Raw genomic sequence first — 23,481 nt, 5'->3', positions numbered from 1 at the left:
GAGACTCTACGGAGGAACGGTCTTCTCGGCGGTGGGACGACGGCGCCGCCGAAGCGGCGCCGCCTGCCTCAGACGGCGTCGGAGAGCGAGGTGAAGGTGAAGTCCCGCAGCTTCATCGCGGGGATCATCATGACGAACGAGGCATCGCCGTCCGACACGCGCACGGGGCGGCCGAGCTCCTCGATGTTGTTGAGCATGATCACGGGCGACTCGTTGAACCGGAAGTTCTTCACCGGGTGCTTGATCTTCCCGTTCTCGATGTAGAACGTGCCGTCGCGCGTCAGGCCGGTGAGCAGCACCGTCTGCGGGTCGACCATCCGGATGTACCAGGTCCGCGTGACGAGGATGCCCTTCTGCGTGCTCGCGACCAGTTGCGCGGTGGTCTTGTCGCCGCCGGCCATCAGCAGGTTTCCCGGCGAGCCGACGGCGCGCTTGCCCTGCTTCTTCGCCCAGTAGCGCGAGTACTGCAGTGCGGCCACCTTGCCGTTCTTGACGATGTCCATCTTCTCGCGCGGCAGGCCTTCGCCGTCCCACGGCAGCACGGGGGCACGCGGATCCCATGGGTCGGCGCTGATGTTCACGCGCGGGTCGTAGACCTGGTCGCCCAGGCGGTTGCCGCCGCCCTTCTTCGACAGGAAGCTGCGGCCCTCATCGGCCTGGCGCGCGTCGAAGAAGTTCATCATGAACGAGATGAGCCCCGCGGCGGCGGCCGGCTCGAGGATCACCGTGTACTTGCCGGGCTCCAGCGCCTTGGCGTCGGCGGATTCCGTCGCCTTTCGCATGGCGATGCGGATGTCGGCATCGGCCTTGAAGTCGTCGGCATCCTTCAGGTTGCGCGCCACCCAGCCCGAGCCGCGGCCATCTTCGGTGCGCACCGTGCAGGTGTAGTCGAACTTCGTCGCGCGCTGGTAGCCGAAATTACCGTTGCTGTTGGCGATGGCGACGAAGCTCTGGCCATCCTCGAGGAAGCCGGCCGCGATCAGCTTCGCCGCCTTGCACGGCGCGATCGAATCCGCGGCAACCTGCGCACGAAACTCCGGCGTGATCGCGGCGGTCGAAGCACTGAACGTGGGACTCGGCTTGTAGGCCTGCTTGCCGATAGCCGGCATGAACTCAGGGTTCTCGGGCGCGAGACGCGCCAGGTCCTCCGCACGCCGGACGACACGTTCGAGCGCCGCGTCGTCGAACTCGTTGATCGTCGCTACGCCGACGCGGTTGCCGAACGCAACCTCGACGGCCAGCTCGGTGTTGTCCACGCTGCCGCTGGTGGAGATGTTGTTCAGCGCGAAGCGGATGTTCCCGTCCACGAAGCCGGTCAGCGTCGCGGTGCACTGGTCGGCCTTGCTCAGCTTGACGACCTTCTCGAGGATCGCGCGGGCCTGCTCTTCGGTATAGATGCTCATGTGCGGTGTCCTCGCCGGTCAGCCGAGCTTGCGGGCGGTGTTGATGACGTTGATGCCGTTGAAGCGCGCCGTGCTCGAGCCGTGCGAGACCGCCGAGACCTGGCCCGGCTGGCCCTTGCCGTCGAAGAACGAACCGCCGAGGCGATAGTCGCTCTCGTCGCAGACCGCCGCGCACGCGTTCCAGAACTCCGGCGTGCGGATCTGGTAGGCGACGTCCTCGATCTGCTGCGTGATCTTTCCGTTCTTGATCTCGTAGAACAGCTGCCCGCCGAACTGCGCGTTGTAGCGCTGCTGGTCGATCGAGAAGGAGCCGTCGCCGATGATGTAGATGCCGTTCTCGACGTCCTTGATCATGTCGTCGACCGACAGCTTCTTCTTGCCCGGCGCCAGCGAGACGTTCGCCATGCGCTGGAACTGCACGCTCGACCACGAATCGGCGTAGCAGCAGCCGTCGGACTCCGTCTTGCCGAGGATGTGCGCCTGGTCGCGGATGGTCTGGTAGTCGACCAGCTTGCCGTCCGTGATGAGGTTCCAGCGCTTCGTCTTGACGCCCTCGTCGTCGAAGCCGACGGCGCCGAGGCTTCCCTTCTGCGTCTTGTCCGCGAAGATGTCGACGTTCTCGCTGCCGTACTGAAAGCGCTGCTCGCGCTTGTCGAGCGTCGCGAAGCTCGTGCCGGCATAGTTGGCCTCGTAGCCGAGCACGCGGTCCAGCTCGAGCGGGTGCCCGACGCTCTCGTGGATCGTGAGCCAGGTGTGCGAGGGATCGAGCACCAGGTCGTACTTGCCCGGCTTCACCGAAGGTGCGCTGAGCTTGGCCCGCGCCTGCTTCGCGGCGGCGACCGCGTCTTCCATCATGTCGTAGGACATGCCGTAGTTCACTACGCCGTTCGGCGAAACGAACTTCTCCGACTTGTCGCCGTCGAGGTATTCGAAGCCCAGGCCCATCGGCGACGACAGCCCCTCGCGCGTGCGGAACTTGCCGCTCGCCTTGTCGATGGCGGTCACCGTGAGCGGCGCCCAGATACGGTGCACGTCCTGGTCGATGTAGCTGCCATCGGTCGAAGCGAAGTACTTCTGCTCGTTCACGAGGAACAGCATGGAATTGACGAAGTCCGCGCCGGCCTTCATCGCCGCGGCGTTGACGCCGAGCAGCAGGTCGACCTTGTCCTTGACGGGCACTTCGAGCGCGTTCTTCCTGATCGGCGTGCGCCACGACACATCACCGTACCCCGGGGCCTTGGCGAGCTTCACCGGCACCGTCTGCACCTTCGAGTTCGCCTTCGCGATCGCCGCGGCCTGCCGCGCGGCCTTGGCGACGCCGTCGGCATCGAGCTGGTTCGTGGCCGCGAAGCCCCAGGCACCGTCGACGAGCACGCGGATGCCGGCGCCCGTGGATTCGGTGTTCACCACGTTCTGGACCTTGTCCTCGCGCGTGATCACGAACTGGTTGAGGTAGCGACCGATGCGCACGTCGCAATACGACGCACCGGCGCCCGTCGCCGCGGCGAGCGCCGCATCGGCGAGCGTCTTCTTGCGCGCGACGTCGAGCGGCTCGAGCAGCGCTTCCGCGGCGACCACGCGGCCGAACGGCAGCATGAGTCCCGCGACCCCGATGCCCGACATGGTCAGGAATGAGCGTCGATCCACTGGTTTTGCTCCCCAAGAGTGGGCCCGCGCAGCGAGGATCGAGGCGTCGGGCGGAAGGTGCGATGGCGCCGCCCGACTCTGCGGAGCCCGTGGAGGGAGCGTCAAGTGACCTTTGGGCTATATGAGGTGACGGAATGAACACCACATCGCGGTGCGCGGCGGCTCCGACCGTCTTTCGCATTGCGTGGCGCGCAGGCGCGGTCCGCAAGCACTTCGCGCTGCGCGACTTCGCGAGGACGACGCAGGCGCGGCGATCGGGTCATGGAATGGTGCCCGGAGTGGGACTCGAACCCACATGACCTCGCGGTCGAGGGATTTTAAGTCCCCTGCGTCTACCGATTTCGCCATCCGGGCGGCGCGGCTAGCTTACGTCGCGCGGTCTTCGGCCGCGACGCGACACGGGGCGCAGCCACCGCACCGCACCGCACCGGTGCCGCATCTCGCCCAAGAAAAAGCCCCGCATCGCTGCGGGGCTTCGACGTCTGGAGGCCGAGGTCGGAATTGAACCGGCGTACGCGGATTTGCAGTCCGCTGCATAACCACTCTGCCACCCGGCCGGGAGGCGTTTCGCCCGCGACATGCGCGACGGGCCGAACTATCCGAGCCTGGCCCGGAAAAGACAAGACCCCGAAAACGGGGTCTGGTCGAACGGTTCCGATGCACAGGCCCCGATGAATCTGGAGCGGGAAAAGGGACTCGAACCCTCGACCCCGACCTTGGCAAGGTCGTGCTCTACCAACTGAGCTATTCCCGCGGAACAGGCTGCGCATTCTACGGACGCCGACGGCGATGTCAACTGTTCCCGGCGTCATCGCGGAGAACGGGCCACGCCGCGCGCAGATACTGGGCGCCCGACCACAGCGTCAGCAGCGCCGCGACCGCCAGCAGCCAGTCACCGACGTGGAAGATCGGCTCGCCCAGCCAGGCCTGCGGCCGCGGCGGCTTCTCGGGGGTGACCGAGTACAGCAGGCATGCCAGCGCGACCATCTGCACGGTCGTCTTGATCTTTCCGACGTTCGCGACGCGTACGGTGGCGCGCTGGCCGAGCTCGGCCATCCATTCGCGCAGCGCCGAAACGGCGATCTCGCGCCCGACGATCACCGCGGCCCAGAAGGCCATCCAGGGCGTCGGATGCCCCTGCACGATCAGGAACAGCGCCACGGCCACCATCAGCTTGTCCGCGACCGGATCCAGGAACGCGCCGAACGCCGAGTACTGGTGGTAGCGCCGCGCGATCCAGCCGTCGAGCCAGTCGGTGAACGCGGCGAGCGCGAACACCGCCGCGGACGCGAAGTTCGTCCATGAATAGGGGAGATAGAACACGAGCACGAGCACCGGGATCAGCACGATCCGGAGCAGGGTGAGGAGCGTTGGAACCGTCAGCCGCATGAATTACTCCGCGCCCTCCATCGGCGTCAGCCCGTGCAGGGTGTCATAGATCCGTTGCGCGAGCGCGGCGTTGACGCCCTCCACCCGCGCGATCTCCTCCACGCCCGCGGCCTTGAGCCCACCGAGGCCACCGAAGTGCTTCAGCAGGGCCGCGCGCCGCCGCGGTCCGATGCCGGCGATGTCCTCCAGCCGGCTCGTGGTGCGCGCCTTCTGGCGCTTTCCGCGATGCCCCGTGATCGCGAACCGGTGCGCCTCGTCGCGCACCTGCTGGACGAGCTGCAGCGCGGGCGACTGGGCGCCGGGATGCACGCACCGGCCATCCGGCAGCAGCAGGTCTTCGTCGCCCGGTCGGCGCTCGGGGCCCTTGGCCACGCCAACGATGCGCACGCCCTCGATGCCCAGGGTCTCGAGCACGTCGCGCGCCTGCGCCACCTGCCCCGCCCCACCGTCGATCAGCAAGACATCCGGCAGGACCGCCGCACCGGCTTTCGCCGCGCGCGCGTCGGCTGTCGCATCCGCGTCGGCGGCCGCATCGCGCGCCTCGACGGCGCGGCGGAAGCGCCGCGTCAGCGCCTGGTGCATGGCCGCGTAGTCGTCGCCCGGCGTGACGCCGGTGATGTTGTAGCGCCGGTATTGCGCCCGCACGGGGCCGTCGGCATCGAAGACGACGCAGGACGCCACCGTCGCCTCGCCCATCGTGTGCGAGATGTCGAAGCATTCGATGCGCCCGGGCACGTCGTCCATCGCGAGCAGGTCGCGCAGGCCTTCGACGCGGATCCGCTGCGCGGCACTGCTGGTCATTTCCGACGCGAGCGCCATCTGCGCATTGCGGCGCGCGATGTCGAGGTAACCGGCGCGTTCCCCGCGCACGCTGCAGCGCAGCTGCACCTTGCGGTCGCCCGCCATCGAGAACGCCTGCTCGAGCAGCTCGCGGTCGGGGATGTCGCGGTCGAGCACGATCTCGCGTGGCGGCGTCTTGTCGATGTAATGCTGCGAGACGAAGGCGCCGAGCACCTCGTCGGGCTGGTCGCTGCCGTTGGTTTTCGGAAAGAAGGCGCGCGTGCCGAGGTTGCGGCCGTCGCGGAAGGCCATCATCACGACGCAGGCGTGCACGCCCTGCATGGCGATCGCGAGCACGTCGAGATCCGCGGCGCGACCGTCGACGTACTGCCGCGCCTGGAGCGTGCGAATCGAACTGACCAGGTCGCGCAGTCGCGCGGCCTCCTCGAAGTCGAGGTTTTCGCTCGCCTGCTCCATGCCGCGCGTCAGCTCGGCCGTGAGCTCGTCGCTCCGGCCTTCGAGCATGAGCATCGCGCGACGGACGCTGCGCGCGTACTCCTCGCCGCTGACCAGATCGACGCAGGGCGCGCTGCAGCGGCCGATCTGGAACTGGAGGCAGGGGCGCGAGCGGTTGCGGAAGACGGAGTCCTCGCAGCTGCGCAGCCGGAAGAGCTTGTGCATGAGGTTCAGCGTCTCCCGCACCGCGCCCACGCTCGCGTACGGGCCGAAATACCGCCCCTGCACGCTCCGTGGGCCGCGGTGGACGGCGATGCGCGGATAATCCTCCCCCGTGAGCAGGACGTACGGGTAACTCTTGTCGTCGCGCAGCAGCACGTTGTAGCGCGGCTTGAGCGACTTGATGAGCTCGTTTTCGAGGATCAGCGCCTCGGCCTCGGTCCGCGTGACCGTGACCTCCACCCGCGCGATCTGCGAGACCATGGCTTGGATCCGCGCGGACTTCGGCGTGTTGTTGAAATAGCTCGAGACGCGGTTCTTCAGTGCGCTCGCCTTGCCGACGTAGAGCACGCTGTCGTCAGCCCCGATCATCCGGTAGACGCCCGGCGCCGTGCTCAGGCCGCGCACGAACTCCTTGCCGTCGAACTCGACCACGCGCGGTACGCGGCTCACGGCGTCGCCCTCCGCGCTGGGCGGGCGATCGACGACAAGGCTCGGGAGGGCGCGGGACGGATCAAGACGGGCATCGGCACGGATCTGCGGCCGATTATCCGCGAGTGCAAGTGAGCGCCGGCTTCAGGGCGCGCGCAGCCGGCGTTCGGCGCGCTCGAGGTCGTCGGGCGTGTCGACCCCCGGGGGAAAGGCCTCGGGGGTGAGCGCGACCGCGATCCGGTGCCCCGCCTCGAGCACGCGGAGCTGCTCGAGCGATTCGATGCACTCCAGGCGCCCCGGCGGCAGCGAACTGAAGGCCTGGAGAAAGCGGGCGCGGTAGGCGTAGATCCCGATGTGCCGCCACCAGTGCGGCCCCGTTGGGAGCGTGGACGGCCCCGCCATGAACGCATCGCGAGGCCAGGGCATCGGCGCGCGGCTGAAATAGAGCGCACGGCCGGCGGCATCGGCCACGACCTTGACCGCGTTCGGATCGAGCAGCGTCGCGGTATCGTCGATCGGAGTCGCAAGGGTCGCCATGGGGCAGCCGCTGTCCGCGAGCAGCTGCGCGACGGCGCGGATGCCGGCTGCCGGCGCGAACGGCTCGTCGCCCTGCAGGTTCACCACGAGCGTGTCCTCGCCCCAGCCGGCGATGCGCGCGCATTCGGCGAGGCGATCGGTGCCGGATGCGTGTGCGGTCGACGTCATCGCAATGCGCACTCCGCTGCCGACCAGTGCGGCGGCGATGCGCTCGTCATCCGCGGCGACCCAGACCTCGCGCGCACCGGCCGCGAGGGCGCGGCGCGCGACGTGCAGCACGAGCGGCTCGCCCGCGAGCAGCCGCAACGGCTTGCCCGGCAGGCGGCTGGCGGCGTAGCGCGCGGGAATGGCGACGACGAAGTCGGGATTCATCGGGTCTCTCGGAGGCGTGCGAGGCGGTCGAGCAGCGCGGTCCAGAACGCCTCGGGCAGCTCGGAGGACACCGGCACCGCATACGCGTCCTCGGGTGCGAACCCCGCGCACTTCACCGCGTCCTTCTCGGTCATGAGCACGGGCAGCGGGCTCGCGAACTCGAGGTCGGTCGGGCGGAAATCATGGTGGTCCGCAAAGGCATGCGGGACGACGGCGATGCCGCGTGCCTTGAGCATGTGGAAAAAGCGCGCCGGATCGCCGATGCCGGCGACCGCATGCACCCGCTGCCCCGCGAAGCTCGCCAGTGGACGGTCGCGCCGGCCCGCGAGCGGTATCGCGGCGTTCGCGACCAGGCGCATGGGCCATTCGCCGAATTCCGTCTCGGCGGCGCCGTCGCCGACGTTGGCGACGCGGAAGTCCACGTCCGCGGATCGCGACGCAGGCTCACGCAGCGGTCCGGCCGGGAGCATGCGTCCGTTGCCGTAGCGGCGCCGCGCGTCGACCACCTCGATCTCGATGTCGCGTGCCAGGGCGTAATGCTGCAGGCCGTCGTCGCAGAGCACGATGTCGCAGCCGGCGGCCGCGAGTTCCGTCGCCGCGGCCGCGCGCTGGCGGTCCACCCGGACTTTCGCGCCGGTGCGCCGCGCGATCAGTAGCGGCTCGTCGCCTGCCAGGTGCACCGGCGTGCCCGCTTCGACCCAGATCGGCTGGCTGCCCTCGCGCCCGTAGCCGCGGCTCGCGACGCCGGGTGACCAGCCGGCCTCGCGCAGCCGCTCCACCAGTGCGATCGTCAGGGGCGTCTTGCCTGCCCCGCCGGCGGTGAGGTTGCCGACCACCACCACCGGTACGCCGGGATGGCGCGCGCGCAGCAGGCCGCGCGCGTAGGCCCGGCGGCGAAGCCCGACGACACCGCGATAGACCGGCTCGAGGCAGCGCGCGGGCAGCGGCACGGCGACGTCGCCGTACCAGTGACGCGGTGTGCGTGCCACCTAGCCGGCCTCCCGGAACTGCATGCGATGCAGATGCGCGTAGAGCCCCCCACGCGCGAGCAGTTCCGAATGCGTGCCGCGCTCGACGATGCGCCCGGCGTCGAGCACGAGCACCTGGTCCGCATGCTCGATCGTGGAAAGGCGGTGCGCGATCACCAGCGTCGTGCGGTCGGGCATGAGCCGCTCGAGCGCATCCTGCACGAGCCGTTCGGACTCGGTGTCGAGCGCCGCGGTCGCCTCGTCGAGGATCAGGATGGGCGCGTCCTTCAGCATCGCGCGTGCGATCGCGAGGCGCTGGCGCTGGCCACCGGACAGGCGGCCGCCACGGATGCCGATCGAGGTCTCCGAGCGCTCGGGCAGGCGGTCGACGAACTCGGCCGCATTGGCGCCGCCGATCGCGCGTTCGAGGTCGTCACGCGTCGCCGCCGACAGTTCGCCGTAGGCCACGTTCGCGGCGACCGAACCGTCGAAGAGCATCACCTGCTGGCCGACGAGCGCGATCTGGCGGCGGAGGTCGGCGAGGCGGTACTCGCGCAGCGGCCGGCCGTCCAGCAGGATCTCGCCGGACTCGATCTCGTAGAACCGCGGGATCAGCTTGATGAGCGTGGACTTGCCGCTGCCGGAACGGCCGACGATCGCGGTCACCGTGCCGGGCCGCGCCACGAACGAGATGTCCGACAGCGCCGGCGCGTCCTGGCCCGGATAGCGGGCGACGACGTCGCGGAACTCGATCTCGCCGCGCGCTCGCTCGATACGCGCGGTGCCCGCGTCGGCCTCGTCGGGGCTGTCGAGCACCTCGAACAGGCGGTCGGCCGAGGCGACGCCGCGCTGGAGCATGCCCTGCACGTTGGTGAGCTGCTTGATCGCCGGAATGATCGCCATCATGGAGACCATCAGCGCGACGAAGCCGCCCGCGGTGAGCCGCCCCGCCGCGGCCTCGCGCCCGGCGAGGAACAGCAGCGCCGCGAGCCCGACCGCGCCCATCAGCTGCACGACCGCCGAGGAGATGCTGCGCGTCGATTCGACCTTCAGGCTGAGCCGGAGGTAGTCGTCGGCCTGCGCCGCGTAGCGCTCGGTCTCGATCGCCTGAGCGCCGTAGGCCTTGACGTCCTGATGGTTGCCGAGCGACTGGTCCGCGATCTGCAGCAGCTGCGCGGAACTCTCCTGGATGCGATGGCCGATTCGCCGGTAGCGGCGGCCGACCTTGTCCATGATCCATGCCAGCGGCGGCGCGAGCACGAAGATCGCGAGCGTCACGCTCCAGCTGTAATAGAGCATCACCGCGATCATCGCGACGACCTGCAGCGACTGCTGCACCATCACCTTGAGCGCGTCGACCGCCGCGAGCGCGACCTGGTCGCTGTCGGACCCGAGCCGCGTGAGCATCGATGGCACCGGCTCGGAGTCGAAACGCAGGCCCGGCAGGCGCAGGTACTTGCCGAGCACGTGCACGCGCAGGTCGCGCGCGATGCCGCGGCCGGCGCGCGCCGAGCTCACGTCGGCGACGTAGCCCGCGATGCCGCGGAACACGAACAGGCCGATGATCGCGAGCGGCAGCAGGACGCTGTAGTTGGGATCCCTCTCGACCATGGTCTCGTCGACCATCGGACGCATCAGGTACGAGAAGCCGGCGCTCGCAAGCGCCTCGAGGCCCATCGCGAAGAACCCGAGGCCCATCAGCCCGCGGTACGGGCGGCCGAACTGCTGAAGGCGGCGGTACGTCGCCCAGGGGGACTGCGGACTCACTGCGCGCCCTGTCCCGCGCGCTGCGTGGGTGTCGCGACCGCGAGCAGGATCCGCCGGTAGCCGAGCTGGCCGAGCGTCTCCTGCGCGGTGATGACGGCCTGGTAGGGCGTGCGGGCATCGGCGCGGAGCATCACGGGACGGTCGCGGTCCGTGCCGCCGACGTCGGCGATCGTCTGTCGGAGCGCGGTCGCGTCGTCGCGCAATACCTCGCGGTCCTCGACGAAGTAGCGGCCGTCGGCATTGACCAGCACGTCGAGCGGGTCCTGCGCCTTCGTAGGCTCGCCGGAGGCACGCGGCAGCTCGAGCTTGAGTGCGGAGCGGCCCTCGAACGTCGCGGTGACCACGAAGAAGATCACCAGCACGAGGATCACGTCGATCAGCGGGACCAGGTCGATGCCCGGCTCGTCCGACGGCCGGTGCCCTCCGATGCGCATGGCTCAGGCCGCCTGCGGCTCGGTGCGCGGGCTGCGCTCGACGACATCCATGAGCAGGATCGCCTCGTGCTCCATGTCGACGATGTACTCGGCGATGCGCCCGCGGAACCAGCGGTGCGCGATCAGTGCGGGGATGGCCACGATCATGCCCGCCGCCGTGCAGACCAGCGCCTTGCCGATGCCGCCGGCGAGCTGGTTCACGTCGCCGATGCCGTGGTCGAGGATCCCGAGGAACATCTGGATCATGCCGACGACAGTACCGAACAGCCCCAGCAGCGGGCCCGCGGCCGCGATCGTGCCGAGCGTGTTGAGGTAGCGCTCCATGCGGTGCACCAGATGGCGACCGACGTCCTCGACGCGCTCGCGCATGTGTTCGCGCGGGCGCTGCCGCATGTCGAGCACCGATGCGAGCAATGCGCCGAGCGGCGACGTCGCGCGAAGGGAGTCGATGTGGGCCGGATCGAGGTTGCCGCGGGCCGCCCAGACGCGGACCTCGTCGCCCAGGCGCGGCGGCAGCACGCGGGTGCGGCGGAGGGTCCACGCGCGCTCGACGATGAGCGCCAGCGCGAGCGCGGACAGCAGCAGCAGCGGAATCATCGGCCAACCGCCGGCTTTCACCAGTTCCAGCACTGCAGTCGTCTCCCGCGTCTAGTCGCGTCCGTAGGATAGCCCACGCTCGTGGCCGGCCGCCCGATGGCTGGCGTCCCACAGGCGGCGCTTCTCGCTCCGCCGCTCGGAGACCGTGATGCCGTCCGCACCCAGCCGGACGCGCAGCGCCCCGCCCTGCGCAGTCGTGTGGACCTCCGCGCCGGCCCCGCGCCAGCGTTCCATCACGGTCGAGGCGGGATGACGGTAGCGATTCGCGTGCCCCGCCGAGATCAACGCCACCCGCGGGCGGGTCGCCGCGACGAAGCGCTCGCCCGAGGAACCGCGGCTGCCATGGTGGGCGACGAGCACGACGTCGGAGGCGAGCGCACGCCCGTATCGCGCTACGAGACGATCCTCCACGACGTCGCCGATGTCGCCCGTCAGCAGCGCGGACCCCGTCGCGCCGCGGATGCGGAGCACGCAGCTCGACTCGTTCGCGAGGTACGGGAAGAGCGGCGGCGGGTGCAGGAACTCGAAACGGACCCCGTCCCAGGCCCACGCCTCGCCAGCGAGGCATGGCGCAGCCCTCACCGGGCCGCCCGCAGGGGCGTGCATCCGATCCGCCGGCACGGCGCGGATCACGGCCTGTACCCCGCCCGCGTGATCGAGGTCGCCATGGCTCACGACGAACCGGTGCAGCCGACGGACGCCGAGCGCATGCAGCGCCGGCACCACCGCCCGTTCGCCCGCGTCGAAGCCGTCGGGCACAGCCGGGCCCGCGTCGTAGAGCAGGTCGTGCCGATGCGTGCGGACGACGACGGCGAGTCCCTGCCCGACATCGAGCACGTGCATCTCGAACGCACCCTCGGCCGGCCGCGTGGTGTCCGGCCACAGCAGGGGCAGCCACAGCAGCAGCGCGACGGCCTTACCGGGGGTGCCGCGTGGCAACAGCAGCCAGAACGCGCCGACCAGCGCCAGTGGCACCGCCAGCGGAGGCGCTTCCGGCAACCTGAGGAGCGAGAGCGGGCTACGCGCGAGCAACTCGAACAGGGGCCAGCCGACATCGAACACGCGTGCCGCCGCGCGCCAGAGCAGCTCGGCCATGCCGACGTGGACGAAGTCGAGCCCGAGCCCGAGGACGGCGAGTGGTGCGACGACGAGGCTCCAGAGCGGCACCGCCACGAGATTCGCGAACGGACCGGCGAGCGAGGCCTCGCCGAACAGCAGGACCGTGAGCGGCAGCAGGCCGACGCTCGCGACCGCCTGTGCGCGGACGAGGTCGCGCGCAGGACTCGAACCGGCGCGCGGCATGCACCAGAGCAGCCAGGCCACACCCGCGAAACTGAGCCAGAAGCCGGCGGACAGCACGGAAAGCGGATCCACCAGAAGGATCGCGAGGAGCGCGACGGCGAGTGCCTGCATCGTCGAGAAGCGGCGTCGCGCGGCGAGCGCGAGCGCGCCGACGACGATCATCGCGAGCGTGCGCAGGGTGGGCAGCGAGAAGCCGGCCGCCGCCGCGTACAGCCCGGCCGCGGCCACGCCGACGACCGCCGCGGCGACGCGCGCAGGACAACGCCGCCCGAACGCCGGTGCCAGCCACCACAGCAGGCGCACGAGCGCGGCGCCGGCACCCGCGACCATCCCCACGTGGAAGCCGCTGATCGCGACGAGATGGGTGAGCCCGTTGGCACGAAGGACGGCCCAGTCCTCGTCCGTGAGCCATCGCGTGTCGCCGAGCGCGAGCGCGCGCACGAAACGCGACGTGCCGTCGGGGACGGCACTCGCGATACGTGCCGACGCGGCGTCGCGCCACGCGGCAAGCCCCGACCCGGCCTCGAGCCTGCGCGCGGCGTCGCCCCGGACGTAGCCGGTCGCCGCGAGGCAATCGGCGAACGCATGCCGTTCCGCATCGGTTCCGCCCGGGTTGCGCAATCCACGCGGCGCCTGCAGCCGCACGGCCAGACGCCAGCGCTCGCCGCCGCGCAGCACCGGCGGCGGCACCTCGCCGTCGGCGTACCAGGACACGCGCACGCGACGGCCGTCGAGGGCTAGCCCGCGGGCGCGCTCGACATCGAACTCGAAGACGACGCGCCGCGGCTCATACCGGGGCAGCCCCGCGATCCGCCCGTCGACCACGACGTCATGCTTCGCGGGCTGCGCCGGGACCTGCCGCGAAAGCGACCAGCCCGCATGCAGCGTCGCCCAGGCGAACGCCGCAAGCAGCATCGCCGCGACGAGGCTGCTGCGCGAGGCGAGAACGGCGGCGAGGAGTACCGCGAGGACCGCCGGCACTGTCGGCAACGACGCGCAGGCCAGGCACGCGCCGACGCCCGCGAGCGCGGCGATGGCGATGATGGGGAGCGAGGGCGGCATCCTTGCCGCGGGCATGCCGGACTAGACCTCGTCCGGCGCGAGCTGTCGCAATCGCCCCTCGTGCAGCTCGAGCACACGATCGAGCCGACGCGCGAGGCGGCGGTCATGCGTGACGAGCACCAGGCTGGTGCGCTGCTCGCGGTTGAGCGTGAGCATCAGGTCGAAGACGGTCGCGGCGGTCTTCTCGTCGAGGTTGCCGGTCGGCTCGTCGCCCAGCACGCACGCCGGGCGGTTGACCAGCGCCCGTGCGACCGCGGCACGCTGCCGCTCGCCGCCCGAGAGCTCGCCGGGCTTGTGTGCGAGCCGGTGCCCGAGCCCCACCGATTCGAGCAGCGCCTGCGAGCGGGCACGCGCTTCCGCCACCGGCGCGCCACCGAGCACCACCGGCAGCATCACGTTCTCCAGCGCGGTGAACTCGGGAAGGAGGTGATGGAACTGGTAGATGAAGCCGAGCGCGCGATTGCGTAGTCGACCGCGCTCGGCGTCGGACAGCGCGCTCATCTTCTGGCCGGCGACGAACACTTCGCCCGCGGTGGGCGTGTCGAGGCCGCCCAGCAGGTGGAGCAGCGTGCTCTTGCCTGCGCCCGAGGCCCCGAGGATCGCGACCGTCTCGCCCCGCGCCACGGCGAGATCGAGTCCGTCGAACACTGGCGTACGCAGTGCGCCTTCCGCATAGGTCTTGCCGAGGCCCTCGGCGTGGATCACCGGCTCCGAATCGTCCAAGCGAACCTTACTCATAGCGGAGCGCCTCGGCGGGCGGCGTACGCGAGGCGCGCCAGGCGGGATAGATCGTCGCCATGAAGGCCATCAGCAGGGCGACGGCGGCGATCGCGACGACGTCGCCCGCCTGCAGTTCCGTGGGCAGGCCGGTGATGTAGTAGACGTCCTCGGGAAGGAGCTGCACGCCGAGCACCGCCTCGATCCCGCGCAGGATGTGCTCGAGGTTGAGCGTGAGCAGGATGCCGAACACCACGCCGAGCACGGTGCCGATCACGCCGATCAGCGTGCCCTGCACGATGAAGACCTGCATGACGCCCCGCGGGCTCAGCCCGAGCGTGCGCATGATCGCGATGTCGGCCTGCTTGTCGGTGACCAGCATCACCTGCGACGACACCAGGTTGAACGCGCCCATGGCGATGATCAGCGACAGCAGGATCGCCATGATGGTCTTCTCCATCTTGAGCGCGCGGAACATGTTGGCGTTCTCGCTCGTCCAGTCGCTGACGCGGTATGGCCCGCCGAGCGAAAGCGCGAGGTCGCGCGCGACCTCCCAGGCCTGGTCCATGTCGTGCAGCTTCAGGCGTACGCCGGTGACGCCCTGCCCCATGCGCTGCAGGCGTTGCAGGTCCTGCATGTGCGCGAAGGCCATGCCGCGGTCGAATTCGTTATAGCCCGCCTCGAAGAGGCCGCTCACCCGGAAGCGCTTCATCTGGGGGAGCGCACCGAGCGGCGTCGCACGCGCCTCGGAGGTCATCATCACCACGTCGTCGCCGATGCCGACACCCAGCCACAGCGCGAGCTCGCGGCCCAGGACGATGTTGAAGCTCCCGGGCTTCAGGTCCTCGAGGCGGCCCTCCACCATCTTGCCGCCGAGCACGGAGACGGTCCGCTCCTCCGCGGGAAGCACGCCGCGCACGATCGCGGGCTGCTTGCGCGGGCCCGAGAGCAGCGCTTGGGCCTCCACATACGGCGCGGCGCCGGCGACGCGCTTGTCGGCCATCGCGCGGCCCACCGCGGTGCGCCAGTCCTCGATCGGCTCGCCGTAACCGCTGACCGTCGCATGCGCCACCATCTGCAGCATGCGGTCGCGGATCTCACGCTGGAATCCGCTCATGACCGCGAGCGTCGTGATGAGCGCGGCGACGCCGAGCCCGATCCCGAGGATCGACGCCAGCGAGATGAAGGAGATGAAACCGTTTCGGCGTTTCGCGCGCAGGTAGCGCAGGCCGATGGCGACGGGGAGCGGAGTGAACATTCGGTCGGCGCGGCCAGGGGTCGGCTATGGTGCCACCGACGGCGGCCGGCGCGCAGGACGCGTCGCCAGCGCCCACAGGCGGAGTTCACGACGGACGCCCCGATCGAGCACGTCGGGCCAGCCGACGAGCCGAAGCCGCCGACCGCCATCGCGGGCATCGAGGATCGCGAGCGGTCCCTGCCAGCACAGGCGGACGTCGTCGAGGGGCCGTGCGTCCGCCGTCACCCGCCCATCGGCGAGGAACTCCATGCGCATGCCGGGGCGACAGAGTTCGCGACGGACGGCCCGCAGCGAGGCAAGAACGGCCACCAGTGCGACCGGGACCGCCACCGCGCGCGGCATCGCACTCACCAGGACGGCGGGCACGGCGAGTGCGCCGAGCAGCGCAAGCATCGCCGCGACGAGGCGCGAAGGGCCCCAGTCAATGCTCGAGTGCGGCGATGGTGGCGACGAGATCCTGCGCGGCGGCATCGTCCAGCGGGTCCTGTCCGAGGAAGGCTCGCCAGAGCTTATCGTCCTCGAGGGTGAGGAGATGTCGGAAAACCGCTCGTTCCGGCTCGGAAGCCGCCGCCCAGCAGCGGTCGAGCCAGCGCTCGAGCAACTGGTCGAGCTCGCGCATGCCGCGCCGGCATCGCCAGCGCAGCGCCTTCACCTCGGGATCGGTGCCTATCATCGTGCGACCAGCCCCGCCGCAACGTAGACCCACAGCAGCACCAGCAGCAGGCCACCGGCGACATAGGTGGCGAATCGGTGCATCACGCGGTTGTACGTGACGTGCACCAGGCTGTGCGCGACGCGCGCCGATACGAACGCCCAGGCCAGTGCCAGCGTGACTCCGTCGACCCTCCCGATGCGCTCGGCCACCACAAGCGCGAGATAGAACAGCACCGGAAGCTCGAAGAGGTTGCGGAAGTTGTCGGCCGCGCGGCTGTCGGTAAGCAGCGCCGCGGCCTGCGCGGAGGTGGCGACCTTCTGCGGGTGGATGCGCTCACGCCTCATCTGCCCGACGCGGGCGAAGAACATCCTCAGCCAGACCAGGAACGTCAGCGCGACCATCGCGAGCGCGGGCAGCCAGATCGAGCGGGTATCCAAGCGGGTCCTCCTCGCGACAGGCAGTGCCTACTCGATGACGCAATGCAGGAAGCTCCTGCACGCGCGCCGGCTCATCGCCATCGCCGAGCCGGCCCGCGATGCAGTACGGCCACGCGGACGCTCCGTCAGACGCGGCGCGCCAGCATCAGCTTCTTGATCTCGCCGATCGCACGCGCCGGGTTGAGCCCCTTCGGGCACGTGCGTGCGCAGTTCATGATCGTGTGGCAACGGTAGAGCTTGAACGGGTCCTCGAGGTCGTCGAGGCGCGCGCCCGTGTCCTCGTCCCGCGAGTCGACGATCCAGCGGTAAGCCTGCAGGAGGATCGCCGGGCCGAGGTAGCGGTCGCCGTTCCACCAGTAGCTCGGGCAGCTGGTCGAGCAGCAGGCGCACAGGATGCACTCGTACAGGCCGTCGAGCTTGCGACGGTCCTCCGGCGACTGCAGGCGCTCGCGATCGGCCGGCGTCGGGCTCTGCGTGCGCAGCCACGGCTTGATCGACGCGTACTGCGCGTAGAAGTGCGTGAGGTCCGGCACGAGATCCTTCACCACCGGCATGTGCGGCAGCGGGTAGATCGCGACCTCGCCCGGGCGGCAGTCGTCGATCGCCTTGGTGCAGGCGAGCGTGTTGGTGCCGTCGATGTTCATCGCGCACGAGCCGCAGATGCCCTCGCGGCACGAGCGGCGGAACGTCAGCGTCGGATCGATCTCGTTCTTGATCTTGATGAGCGCGTCGAGAACCATCGGGCCGCACGAGGCAAGGTCGACCTCGTACGTGTCGACGCGCGGGTTGGCGTCGTCGTCCGGATTCCAGCGATAGACCTTGAAGACCCTCGCGCTCTTGGCGCCGGCCGTCGCGAAATGGCGGCCCTTCTGGATCTTCGAGTTCTTGGGGAGGGTGAATTCGGCCATCGTTCGGCTCCGGTGCGCCCGCCGGCGGCGGGCACGGATATCAGTAGACGCGCTTCTTCGGCGGGACCGGCGCGACCTCGTTGGTCAGCGTGTAGGCGTGGACCGGCCGGTACTCGATGCGCGTATTGCCTGCGGCGTCGACGCCACACAGCGTGTGCTTCATCCAGTTCTGGTCGTCGCGGTCCGGGAAGTCCTCGCGCGCATGCGCGCCGCGCGATTCCTTGCGGTTCTCGGCGGAGACGATCGTGACCAGCGCCTGGTCCAGCAGGTTCGCGAGTTCGAAGGTCTCGACGAGATCGGAGTTCCAGACGAGCGAGCGATCGGTGACGCGCACATCGGCGAACGATGCATGGATCTCGCGCATCTTGCGCACGCCATCGGCAAGCGTCTCGCCCGTGCGGAACACGGCGGCGTCGGCCTGCATCGTGCGCTGCATCTTGTCGCGGATCACGGAGGTCGGCGTGCCGCCATTGGCGTTGCGCAGCGCATCGAGGCGCGAGAGCGCCGGGTCGACCGAGTCCGCCGCAAGCGGCGCATGCGGCATGTCCGGGCGCATGGTTTCCGCGCAGCGGTTCGCGACGGCGCGGCCGAAGACGACAAGGTCGAGCAGCGAGTTCGAGCCGAGGCGGTTGGCCCCGTGGACGGACACGCACGCCGCCTCGCCGATCGCGTAAAGGCCCGGCACGACCGCATCCGGATCGTCGCCGCGCAGCTGCACGACCTCACCGTGGTAGTTGGTCGGGATGCCGCCCATGTTGTAGTGGACGGTCGGGATCACCGGGATCGGCTGCTTCTCGACGTCGACGCCGGCGAAGATCCGCGCGGATTCGGCGATGCCCGGCAGCTTCTCATGGATCACCTCGGGGCCGAGGTGCGTCAGGTCGAGCAGGATGTGGTCGTTGAACTCGCCGACGCCACGGCCTTCGCGGATCTCCATCGTCATCGCGCGGCTCACCATGTCGCGCGGGGCGAGGTCCTTCACGCTCGGCGCATAGCGCTCCATGAAGCGCTCGCCGTTCGAGTTGCGCAGGATGCCGCCCTCGCCTCGCACGCCTTCCGTGATCAGGCAACCCGCGCCGTAGATGCCGGTCGGGTGGAACTGCACGAACTCCATGTCCTGCATCGCGAGTCCCGCGCGCAGCGCCATGCCGCCGCCATCGCCCGTGCAGGTGTGCGCGGACGTCGCGCTGAAGTAGGCGCGGCCGTAGCCGCCCGTGGCGAGCACGGTGCCGTGTGCGCGGAACAGATGGAGCGTGCCGCTGGACATGTCGAGCGCGAGCACGCCGCGGCAGGCGCCGGCCTGATCCATGATCAAGTCGAGCGCGAAGTACTCGATGAAGAACTGCGCGTCGTGCGCCAGCGACTGCTGGTAGAGCGTGTGCAGGATCGCGTGGCCGGTGCGGTCGGCCGCCGCGCAGGTGCGCTGCGCCGGCGGGCCCTCGCCGAAGCGCGTGGTCATGCCGCCGAACGGGCGCTGGTAGATGCGGCCGTCCTCCGTGCGCGAGAACGGCACGCCGTAGTGCTCGAGCTCGACGATCGCGGGGATCGCCTCGCGGCACATGTATTCGATCGCGTCCTGGTCGCCGAGCCAGTCGCTGCCCTTCACCGTGTCGAAGAAGTGGTAGCGCCAGTCGTCCTCGCCCATGTTGGCGAGCGCCGCGGCGACGCCGCCCTGCGCCGCCACGGTGTGCGAGCGCGTCGGGAAGACCTTGGTGATGCAGGCCGTCTTGAGGCCCTTCTGCGCGAGGCCGAACGTGGCACGCAGGCCGGCGCCACCGGCGCCGACGACGACCATGTCGAACTTGTGTTCCTGGATGGGGTATGCGGCGGGCATCGAGGGTTTCCGGATCAGGCGCCGAGCATGACGCGCACCACGGCGAGGACGCTGGCGAGGCCTGCGATCCAGCACGCGAATACGATGAAGAGCTGCAGCGCGGCGTAGCGCGCAGCGGTATGGACGTAGTCCTCGACGATCACCTGCAGGCCGAGGCGGGCATGCCAGAAGTTCGCGACGAGGAAGGCGATCAGGAGCGTCGCGTGGACCGGATGGCCGACGCGCGCACGCACGCTGTCGAAATCGGCGCCGACCAGCGAGACGATGAGCCCGACGACGTAGAGCGTGAGGAACGTCAACGCGACCGCGGTCACGCGCTGGACGAGGAAGTGATGCGTGCCATCCTTCGCCGAGCCGAGGCCGCGGGCGACCTTCAACGGGTGGCGCAGCATGGGCGGACGAGAGCCGGAGTTCGTGCTCATGCCGCACCCCACTTCTGCATCGCGAGCAGCCAAACCACCGCGGTCAACACCAGGCTGCCGACGATCGAGACCCAGGCGCTCTTGACGAAGGCGGGAATCGACACGCCGACGCCCATGTCCTGCGACAGATGGCGCAACCCGTTGAGCAGGTGGTAGGCGAGCGCCCACGTCCAGCCGAACAGGATCAGGAAACCGAGCGGCGACGTGGCGGCGTCGGTGAAATCGCTCCACGCGCCGCGCCCCGCGGCGAGCGCGACGAAGCCCCAGGCGAGGAGCAGGCTGCCGAGCGACAGGATCACGCCGGTGGCACGGTGGATGATCGAGGCCACCATCTGCACCTGCCAGCGGTAGACCTGCAGATGCGGTGACAACGGACGTTCGCGGTACGCCATGCGGGAGATCTCGGTCGATGCGGACGCGGCGCAGCCGCGGGGCGAAGCGGGCGACGCTAGAAATCGATGCAGCGGCCGTCCTTTTCCCAGTCCCCGTAGCGCGTGGGCTCGGGGCCGGGGCGCCCACCGATCTCGCGCGGAAGCGGATGCGCGGGTGCCGCAGGCACCGGCTCGGAGGTCGGATTCTCCGGCGATTCCTGCGGGGTGTCGGGGGTCGTGTGGCCTATCATTCCAGCCGGAAAGCTTAAGTCCGGACCTCATGTCTGACAACCTGCAAAGTGGAACGGCATCGCCGTTCGCCCTGCCCCATATACGGGTGATCGCGCTCACTGGACGCGACGCCGCGGCATTCGCGCAGGCGCAGTTCATGAACGACGTGCTCGCGCTTCCGCCCGGCCGCTGGCAATGGAACGGCTGGCTGACGCCGAAGGGCCGGGTCATCGCGCTGTTCGCGCTGCTGAGGGTCGAGGACGAGGTGCTCTGGCTCGTTCTTCCCGACGCGGACCCCGAAGCGCTCACAACCGCGCTCCGGCGCTTCGTTTTCCGAAGCAAGGTGGCGATCGCGCTCGCGGGCGATGTCGTAGCAACCGGCGTGTTCGCCGCCCCAGCGCTCGCGAACGGCCCGGAGCTCGGCCGTCTGCAGGACGGCTGGGAGCTCGACATGGGCACGGGCGCCGCGCCGCGCGGACTTCGACTGGCGCGGTCTGGACCTGGCGCGCTAAACGCCGGGAGCGACGCCTGGGCGCTCGCCGACCTCGAGTCAGGCCTGCCGCGGCTCGGCCCCGAGCAGGCTGAGCGCTGGACGCCCCAGCAGCTCTCGCTCGAACGGCTGCGCGCCTTCAGCGTGAAGAAGGGCTGCTATCCAGGCCAGGAGATCGTGGCGCGGACGCACTTCCTGGGGCAGGCCAAGCGCGCTCTGGCGCTCTTCGAGGCGGACGCGCCGCCGCTCGCCTCCGATATCGAGGGCACCGCGGGCGTTTGGGGGGCGGTCGTGAGCACCGCTTCGCACGGAGGTCGCCATCTCGTGCTCGGCGTCGGAAGTCCGGAGCGGCTCCCGCCGGAGGCGCACTGCGGCGGTGTCGGCCTTCGCGCTTCACGGCTTCAGGAAGGGCTCGCGCGCTGAGACCCGCCCGGCGGTTCGCGCAAGCGGCACGTTCGGTGAGACGACACAGGCGGCTCGGGAGGATCGATCCCGGGCCGCGCTGCCCGCTTACGCGAGCCGGGTCGCCTCCGCCACGATGTCGTCGTCGCCGGGGATCACCATGAAGGCCGCGCCCGCCAGCGGCGTGTAGGTATCGGCCCCCACCACGCGACCGACAGGCGTGGCGCCCAGCCCGCCCTCGACCAGCGCGGTGATGACGCCCTCGCCCACGCTCGCACTGCGACGTCCTTCGTCCACGACGACGATGCGCCTGGCGCCCCTGCACTGCTCGACGATGTAGGCATCGTTCAACGGCACGAGCCAGCGCAGGTCGACCACGCGTACCTTCCAGCCGTGCTGCTGCTCGATGCGCCGCGCCGCGCGCAGGCTCATCGGCACGCCGTTGCCGTAGGTGACAATCACGAGGTCGTTGCCCTCCCCGTAGACGCGCCCTTCGCCGAGCGGCATCGCCTCGCCGGGCGCCGGGTACTGCGTCAGCCAGAGGCCATCGCCAGGCTCGTAGAGGTCCTTCGTCATGTAGAGCGCGATGGGCTCGAGGAAGATGCTCACGCGCCCGTCGACCTTCGCAAGCGCCATCAGCGTGCGCAGCATGGTCGCGGCGTCGTCGCCGCGGGACGGGCAGCCGACGACGAGCCCCGGGATATCGCGCAGCGCGGTGATCGAGTTGTCGTTGTGGAAATGCCCGCCGAAGCCGCGCTGGTAGCCCAGGCCCGCCATGCGCACGACCATCGGATTGCGGAACTGGTCGTTGCTGAAGAACTGCAGGCTCGCGGCCTCGCCGCGGATCTGGTCGCCCGCATTGTGGAAGTACGCGAGGTACTGGATCTCCGGCACCGGCAGCATGCCCATGTTCGCGAAGCCCTGGGCGAGCCCGAAGATCATCGTCTCGTCGAGCAGCGTGTTGAAGACGCGGCGTGCGCCGAAGGCCTTGTGCAGGCCCTTGGTGACCGTATAGACGCCGCCCTTCTGCGCGACGTCCTCGCCGAACAGCAGGGTTTCCGGATATTTCGCGAAAAGGTCGTGCAGGGCCTGGCCGATCTGGATGGCGAGGTGCCGCGGCGGCTGGTTCTCGGGCAGCTTCGCCTCGCTGCCGAAGACCTCGAGCCGACGGCCGGCATAGTCAGTGCGTGTGGCCTCCGCCCGCACCGCATCCGGGCTGTAGGGCGCGAGCGGCGCCACCACCTCATCGAGCGACTGGAGCTTCGGGCGGCGGTCCGCCTCCTCGGCGGCGGCGAAGCACTTGCGGCGCGTGGCCTCGTACAGGTCCAGCACTTCGTCCTTCGACATCAGGCCGGATTCGAGCGCGATCGCGGCCGAGCGCAGGAGAGGATCGCTGGCCTCCACCGCGCACAGCTCCTCGATCGAGCGCCACTCGATTTCGAAGTCGGTGCCGGCGTGGCCCATGATCCGGGTCGTCTTCAGGTGCAGGAACGTGGGACGGCGCGTGCGACGGCAATGCTCGACCGCACGCTGCACGTCGGCGTACCCGTGCGCGAGGTCGAGGCCGTCCGCGAAGAAGTAATCCAGGCCCGGCATGTGCCGGAAACGGTTCGCGATCCAACCCGTCGGCGTCTTGACCGAGATGCCGATGCCGTTGTCCTCGCAGACATAGAGCACGGGGGCGGGCAGCTTCTGGTAGGCGGTCCAGGCCGCGGCATTGAAGGCGGTCTGGGCCGTCGCGTGGTTCGCCGAGGCATCGCCGAACGAGCAGATCGCGATCGAGTCGTCGGGAATGGGCAGCGCATGCCCGATGCGTCGCGCGGTCTCGATGGCGACGGCGGTGCCGAGGGCCTTCGGCAGATGCGAGGCGATCGTCGACGTCTGCGGAAGGACCCAAAGCGGCTTGCTGCCCCAGACCTTGTGGCGCCCCCCGCTCGCGGGGTCATCCTTGCTCGCCGCGAAGCTGAGCGCGGAATCCATCACCGGATCCATGCCCGGCAGCTTGCGGAAGCGCTCGGCCATGAAGCCGCCGGAGCGGTAGTGCAGGAACGCCGGGTCTGTATGGCGCGTCAGTCGCGCGACCATCGCATTGCCTTCGTGGCCGCTGCTGCCGATCGTGTAGAAGACCTTATTCTGCACGCGCAGCACGCGCGCCATCAGATCGAGGTGGCGGCTGACCAGCTGCGACTCGAACAGCTCGCGGAAGCCCTGCGCATCGAGCGCGCTGCCCTCGAGGATCGACTCGCCCGGCGCGGGGCGTGCGTCGACGCGGCCGTCCCACGCCTTCACGAACTCGGTGAAGTTGACGTCGCAGATCTCGGCGCGGTTGAGCCCCTTCATGCGGGCGGGGATCGGATTCGGGAGCGTGGCGGCCATGCAGTCTTCCATGGA

Annotated in this window: 22 protein-coding genes and 3 tRNA genes; 1 reads left to right on the top strand and 24 read right to left on the bottom strand. The window is 69.8% G+C overall.

Annotated elements, in window-relative coordinates:
* Nucleotides 1–68 precede the first annotated feature (68 nt).
* The 23 genes from ACYVJJ_RS09955 to ACYVJJ_RS09845 all read right to left on the bottom strand — a co-directional run bounded on the left by ACYVJJ_RS09955 (nt 69) and on the right by ACYVJJ_RS09845 (nt 20,218).
* The gene (locus ACYVJJ_RS09955) at nt 69–1,403 is read right to left on the bottom strand and encodes a TldD/PmbA family protein (protein WP_460833168.1); all 1,335 of its coding nucleotides are present in this window, start codon (nt 1,401–1,403) and stop codon (nt 69–71) included.
* Between the two features lie 18 nt (nt 1,404–1,421).
* The gene (locus tag ACYVJJ_RS09950) at nt 1,422–3,050 is read right to left on the bottom strand and encodes a TldD/PmbA family protein (RefSeq protein ID WP_460833166.1); all 1,629 of its coding nucleotides are present in this window, start codon (nt 3,048–3,050) and stop codon (nt 1,422–1,424) included.
* Between the two features lie 267 nt (nt 3,051–3,317).
* Nucleotides 3,318–3,404: transfer RNA gene (locus ACYVJJ_RS09945), tRNA-Leu, on the bottom strand.
* A gap of 129 nt (nt 3,405–3,533) precedes the next feature.
* Nucleotides 3,534–3,607 (bottom strand) — tRNA-Cys (locus ACYVJJ_RS09940).
* A gap of 121 nt (nt 3,608–3,728) precedes the next feature.
* Nucleotides 3,729–3,804 (bottom strand) — tRNA-Gly (locus ACYVJJ_RS09935).
* A gap of 38 nt (nt 3,805–3,842) precedes the next feature.
* Entirely contained in the window at nt 3,843–4,439 is a 597-nt protein-coding gene (gene pgsA / locus ACYVJJ_RS09930; protein ID WP_460833164.1) for a CDP-diacylglycerol--glycerol-3-phosphate 3-phosphatidyltransferase, read from the bottom strand.
* Nucleotides 4,440–4,442: 3 nt separating this feature from the next.
* Nucleotides 4,443–6,347, bottom strand: a complete 1,905-nt coding sequence (gene uvrC / locus ACYVJJ_RS09925) for an excinuclease ABC subunit UvrC (RefSeq protein WP_460833163.1) — start codon at nt 6,345–6,347, stop codon at nt 4,443–4,445.
* A 123-nt stretch (nt 6,348–6,470) separates the two neighbouring features.
* A complete protein-coding gene (kdsB, locus tag ACYVJJ_RS09920; RefSeq protein ID WP_460833161.1) occupies nt 6,471–7,235 on the bottom strand; it encodes a 3-deoxy-manno-octulosonate cytidylyltransferase in 765 nt (254 codons plus the stop codon).
* Nucleotides 7,232–8,224 carry a tetraacyldisaccharide 4'-kinase gene (lpxK, locus tag ACYVJJ_RS09915; protein ID WP_460833159.1) on the bottom strand — a complete coding sequence of 331 codons (993 nt, stop codon included), beginning with the start codon at nt 8,222–8,224 and terminating at the stop codon, nt 7,232–7,234. The genes kdsB and lpxK overlap by 4 nt, the downstream gene beginning before the upstream one ends.
* Nucleotides 8,225–9,970: a lipid A export permease/ATP-binding protein MsbA gene (gene msbA / locus ACYVJJ_RS09910; RefSeq protein WP_460833158.1), complete on the bottom strand. Its 1,746-nt coding sequence runs from the start codon at nt 9,968–9,970 to the stop codon at nt 8,225–8,227. It abuts the gene before it with no gap.
* Nucleotides 9,967–10,404 carry an ExbD/TolR family protein gene (locus ACYVJJ_RS09905; protein ID WP_460833157.1) on the bottom strand — a complete coding sequence of 146 codons (438 nt, stop codon included), beginning with the start codon at nt 10,402–10,404 and terminating at the stop codon, nt 9,967–9,969. The genes msbA and ACYVJJ_RS09905 overlap by 4 nt, the downstream gene beginning before the upstream one ends.
* A gap of 3 nt (nt 10,405–10,407) precedes the next feature.
* A complete protein-coding gene (locus ACYVJJ_RS09900) occupies nt 10,408–11,034 on the bottom strand; it encodes a MotA/TolQ/ExbB proton channel family protein (RefSeq protein ID WP_460833156.1) in 627 nt (208 codons plus the stop codon).
* An 18-nt stretch (nt 11,035–11,052) separates the two neighbouring features.
* Complete coding sequence (locus tag ACYVJJ_RS09895) at nt 11,053–13,365, bottom strand: DNA internalization-related competence protein ComEC/Rec2 (protein WP_460833154.1); 2,313 nt, start codon at nt 13,363–13,365, stop codon at nt 11,053–11,055.
* Between the two features lie 21 nt (nt 13,366–13,386).
* Nucleotides 13,387–14,103, bottom strand: a complete 717-nt coding sequence (gene lolD, locus ACYVJJ_RS09890) for a lipoprotein-releasing ABC transporter ATP-binding protein LolD (RefSeq protein ID WP_460833153.1) — start codon at nt 14,101–14,103, stop codon at nt 13,387–13,389.
* Nucleotides 14,096–15,340 carry a lipoprotein-releasing ABC transporter permease subunit gene (locus ACYVJJ_RS09885; RefSeq protein ID WP_460833151.1) on the bottom strand — a complete coding sequence of 415 codons (1,245 nt, stop codon included), beginning with the start codon at nt 15,338–15,340 and terminating at the stop codon, nt 14,096–14,098. Before ACYVJJ_RS09885 ends, lolD begins: the two co-directional genes overlap by 8 nt.
* 24 nt (nt 15,341–15,364) lie before the next feature.
* Nucleotides 15,365–15,733 (bottom strand): hypothetical protein, encoded by a 369-nt coding sequence (locus ACYVJJ_RS09880; RefSeq protein ID WP_460833150.1) that lies wholly within the window; start codon nt 15,731–15,733, stop codon nt 15,365–15,367.
* Nucleotides 15,734–15,761: 28 nt separating this feature from the next.
* Nucleotides 15,762–16,013 carry an FAD assembly factor SdhE gene (locus tag ACYVJJ_RS09875; protein ID WP_460833148.1) on the bottom strand — a complete coding sequence of 84 codons (252 nt, stop codon included), beginning with the start codon at nt 16,011–16,013 and terminating at the stop codon, nt 15,762–15,764.
* On the bottom strand, nt 16,010–16,432 hold the full coding sequence (locus tag ACYVJJ_RS09870; RefSeq protein ID WP_460833146.1) for an MAPEG family protein: 423 nt from the start codon (nt 16,430–16,432) through the stop codon (nt 16,010–16,012). The genes ACYVJJ_RS09875 and ACYVJJ_RS09870 overlap by 4 nt, the downstream gene beginning before the upstream one ends.
* 125 nt (nt 16,433–16,557) lie before the next feature.
* Entirely contained in the window at nt 16,558–17,340 is a 783-nt protein-coding gene (locus ACYVJJ_RS09865; protein ID WP_460833144.1) for a succinate dehydrogenase iron-sulfur subunit, read from the bottom strand.
* Between the two features lie 40 nt (nt 17,341–17,380).
* Nucleotides 17,381–19,174 (bottom strand): succinate dehydrogenase flavoprotein subunit, encoded by a 1,794-nt coding sequence (gene sdhA / locus ACYVJJ_RS09860; protein WP_460833142.1) that lies wholly within the window; start codon nt 19,172–19,174, stop codon nt 17,381–17,383.
* A gap of 14 nt (nt 19,175–19,188) precedes the next feature.
* Nucleotides 19,189–19,596, bottom strand: coding sequence for a succinate dehydrogenase, hydrophobic membrane anchor protein (sdhD, locus tag ACYVJJ_RS09855; RefSeq protein WP_460833140.1), 408 nt, complete (start codon nt 19,594–19,596; stop codon nt 19,189–19,191).
* Entirely contained in the window at nt 19,593–19,988 is a 396-nt protein-coding gene (sdhC, locus tag ACYVJJ_RS09850) for a succinate dehydrogenase, cytochrome b556 subunit (RefSeq protein ID WP_460833138.1), read from the bottom strand. The genes sdhD and sdhC overlap by 4 nt, the downstream gene beginning before the upstream one ends.
* Before the next feature lie 56 nt (nt 19,989–20,044).
* Nucleotides 20,045–20,218, bottom strand: coding sequence for a DUF1674 domain-containing protein (locus ACYVJJ_RS09845; RefSeq protein ID WP_460833136.1), 174 nt, complete (start codon nt 20,216–20,218; stop codon nt 20,045–20,047).
* Between the two features lie 29 nt (nt 20,219–20,247).
* Between ACYVJJ_RS09845 and ygfZ the strand changes: the two genes are divergently transcribed.
* Complete coding sequence (ygfZ, locus tag ACYVJJ_RS09840) at nt 20,248–21,111, top strand: CAF17-like 4Fe-4S cluster assembly/insertion protein YgfZ (RefSeq protein WP_460833134.1); 864 nt, start codon at nt 20,248–20,250, stop codon at nt 21,109–21,111.
* Between the two features lie 87 nt (nt 21,112–21,198).
* On the opposite strand, the gene ACYVJJ_RS09835 is transcribed toward ygfZ, so the two are convergent.
* On the bottom strand, nt 21,199–23,466 hold the full coding sequence (locus ACYVJJ_RS09835; RefSeq protein WP_460833132.1) for a thiamine pyrophosphate-dependent enzyme: 2,268 nt from the start codon (nt 23,464–23,466) through the stop codon (nt 21,199–21,201).
* Nucleotides 23,467–23,481: the final 15 nt, after the last annotated feature.

This window comes from Lysobacter humi (ex Lee et al. 2017) (genome assembly GCF_054781815.1).
The sequence above is the reverse complement of the archived record's forward strand: the minus strand, read 5'-3'. Positions and strand labels throughout refer to the sequence as shown.